The organism is Streptomyces sp. (assembly GCF_036566765.1).
GTDB lineage: Bacteria > Actinomycetota > Actinomycetes > Streptomycetales > Streptomycetaceae > Streptomyces.
In genome coordinates this window covers 1-3433 of record NZ_DATCVQ010000599.1, presented here as the reverse complement: position 1 = coordinate 3433, position 3433 = coordinate 1, and the positions used below count along the sequence as shown (strand labels likewise).

2 protein-coding genes are annotated in these 3433 nt (G+C 70.5%); both read right to left on the bottom strand.

The genetic code is table 11. The features are described 5' to 3' along the window. Positions 1 to 222: 222 nt before the first annotated feature. Entirely contained in the window at positions 223 to 1788 is a 1566-nt protein-coding gene (locus VIU94_RS34650) for an APC family permease (RefSeq protein ID WP_331917781.1), read from the bottom strand. Positions 1789 to 2026: 238 nt separating this feature from the next. Beyond that, a partial coding sequence (locus VIU94_RS34645) for an aldehyde dehydrogenase family protein (RefSeq protein ID WP_331917779.1) occupies positions 2027 to 3433 on the bottom strand: 1407 nt, incomplete at its 5' end.

Below are 3433 nucleotides of genomic sequence, written 5' to 3'. Positions count from 1 at the left end.
ATTTCCCCGCTGTAAGGGGGTGGTTGCGCTCCGCTCACGGACGAGGCTTCGAACGGGATGCGGCCCGGGCACCGCTCGTAACCCGCTGTGCGGCGGCCGCGCCGGAGCGCCCGTACGCGCCGCGGCGCAGGGAAAGCGCCGAGGTGGCGGGACCGTCTTCCGGTCCCGCCACCTCGGCGTTCATGACTCAAGGGCACGGACGGCCGCCCGGGCCGCCCGCGGTCAGTCGGCGACGACCAGGGACGGGGTCTCCTTGGTGAGGATGTCGCCGCGGAAGAAGGCCGGGCTGCGGCGCTGCATGACCAGCATGATGACCACGCCCAGGAGCAGCAGGCCCACGCCGATCACGAAGACCGAGCCGACGCCGAAGACCGCCGAGCCGGAGCCGTAGGCCGGGTCCCACATGTCGTAGAGGGTCTTGCCGAAGACGGCCGTGAGCATCAGGCCGCCGAGGACCGGGAGCAGGCCCTTGTAGGCGAAGTCGCGGCCGGAGCGGAAGAGCTCGCGGCGGAAGTACCAGGCGCAGGCGAACGCGGTCAGCGCGTAGTAGAAGCAGATCATCAGGCCGAGCGCGTAGATCGTGTCGACCAGGACGTTCTCGCTGACCAGCGTCATCACCGTGTAGAACACGCCCGTGGCGACGCCCGCCACCACCGTGGCCTTGCCCGGCGTCTTGAAGCGCGGGTGGACCTTGGTGAAGGAGTGCGGCAGGGCCTCGTACGTCGACATCGCCAGCACTGTGCGGGCCACTGGGATGAAGGTCGTCTGGAGGCTGGCCGCCGCCGAGGCGAGGACCGCGACGAAGAGCAGGATGCCGAGGGCGGGGCCCATGACGGGGCCGGCCAGGGCGGCGAAGACGTTGTCGGAGGTCTCCGGGTTGGCGAGGCCCAGGCCCTTGTCGCCCGAGCCGACCGCCATCTGCGCGGCGATGCCGGTGGCGAGGTACGAGCCGACCAGGACCACCATCGCGATGAGCGCCGCGCGGCCGGGCGTCTTCGCGCTGCCCGTGGTCTCCTCGTTGGTCGCCATGCAGGCGTCCCAGCCCCAGTACATGAAGATCGACAGGGACAGACCGGCCGTGAAGGCCGCGAAGGACTGCACCGCGAACGGGTTCATCCAGGACCAGGAGAAGTCGATCGACGTCTCGAACGAACCGGCCTTCGACAGCGCCATCCCGACGAAGACCGCCAGGACGACCAGCTGGAGGCCGACGAGCGCGTACTGCACGCCCTTCGTCGCGGTCATGCCGCGGTAGCTGATCGCGGTGGCGACGGCGATGAGCGCCAGACACGTGAGGATGTGGACGGCCTTGTTGTCGTCCAGGGCCGCGATCGACGGACTGCCGCTGATCTCGCCGGCGAGCAGCCAGAAGTAGGAGGTCGCGACGCCGGCCAGGTTCGACAGCACGATGATCGTCGCGATCACGAGGCCCCAGCCGCACATCCAGCCGAGCCGGGGGCCGAAGGCCTTCACGGTCCACGTGAAGGAGGTGCCGCAGTCCGGCATGACCTTGTTGAGCTCCCGGTACGCGAATGCGACGAGGAGCATCGGGAGGAAGCCCGCCAGGAACACCGCGGGCATCTGGAGCCCGACCTCGCCGGCCGTGGAGCCGAGCGTGGAGGTCAGACAGTAGACGGGGGCGACCGTCGAGATGCCGATGACGGCGCTGCCCATCAGTCCGACGGAGTTCCCGCCGAGGCCCTTGCCGCGTACGCCCTGCTCGTCGCCCGAGGCGGCGACGCCTCTTACCGTGTCTCCGGCCTGGGGCCGCGCTTCCACCTGAGTCATGAACAGGACGTTAAGTGCTGCGGTTTCCACATCCGGAAGATCGCAATCCGAACACCTCGCCGATCTCCCGCCTTGCATTGCCAGGCCAGGATGCCGAGACACCCGATGATTGAAAGATCGACCATTCACGACACCCGGCCGATGAACCGGTGGTCACGATCACGTCCGATATGCGGGAACCGCAGCCCTGCCCCAAATGTCCGGTTCTAAATTTTCCCGTGGAACTTTCCGGAGTTGCTCAGCCCGGCCAGACCACCGCCTGCGTCTCGCTGTACGCGTGCAGCGCGTACGAGCCGACGTCCCGCCCCACACCGCTCTTCTTGAAGCCGCCGAACGGCGCCTCCATGTTCCGGCCGACCGTGTTGATCCCGACCCCGCCCGCCCGCAGCCGGGCCGCGATGCGGAATGCGCGGGCTACGTCCCCGGACCACACGTAGTCGAGGAGTCCGTAGTCGCTGTCGTTCGCGAGTGCGACGCCCTCCTCCTCGTCGTCGAACGGCACGACGACCACCACCGGGCCGAAGATCTCCTCCCGGACCACTCGCATGTCGTTCGTGCAGTCCGCCAGCAGCGCGGGCGCCACGTAGAAGCCCTTCTCCATGGCCGGCCGCTCGCCGCCCGCCACGACCCGCGCGCCTTCCTTCCGGCCCAGCTCCACGTACGACTCCACCCGGTCGCGGTGCGCGGCCGAGATCACCGGGCCGACCACCGTGCCCCGCTCACGCGGGTCGCCGACCTTCATGAAGGCCAGATAGCGGGTGAGCTTCTCGATCAGCTGCTCGTAGATCCCGCGCTGGGCGAGCACCCGGGTCGGGGCGGTGCAGATCTGGCCGCTGTAGAAGGCGAAGGTCGTGCCGATGCCCATGACCGCGGAGTCCAGGTCGGCGTCGTCGAACACCAGCGCCGCGCCCTTGCCGCCCAGCTCCATCAGCTGCCGCTTCATGGACCGGCCGCACACCTCGCCGATCGCCTGCCCGACGGCGGTCGAGCCGGTGAAGGAGACCATGTCGACGTCCGGGGCGTCCACGGCGGCGGCGCCGACGTCCGGGGCCGAGCCGGTGACCACGTTGACCACCCCGGGCGGGGCGCCCGCCTCCTCCAGGGCCCGGGCCATCGCGTACACCGACAGCGGGTCCTGCGGGGCGGGTTTCACCAGCACGGTGTTGCCCATGGCGAGGGCCGGGGCGACCTTGCCCGCCGGGTTGGCCCAGGGGTTGTTGTACGAGGTGATGCAGGTGACCACGCCGACCGGGCGGCGCACCGCGACCGCGCCGAAGACCCCGGCCTTCCCCATCGGGCCGGCCTCGTTGATCTGCGGCGGCAGCGCCTGCTCGACCGGCTCCAGGGCGCCGCGCGCGTACCGCCGGAAGCGGGAGACGCCGACGGCGACCTGCATGCCGCGCGCGGTCCCGGTCGTCGCGCCGGTCTCGGCCTGCGCGAGGACCGTGTTCGCCTCGGCGTCCCGGGCCATGACGTCGGCCGCCCGGTCCAGGATCGCCGCCCGCTCCTGCGGCGTCGTACGGGACCAGGCGTCGAAGGCCGCGCGAGCCGCCTCGGCCGCCTCGTACACCTGGGCGCGCGAGGCCTCGGGCGCGAGGCCGACGACCTCCTCGGAAGCCGGGTCGATCACCTCGTAGTGGCCGCC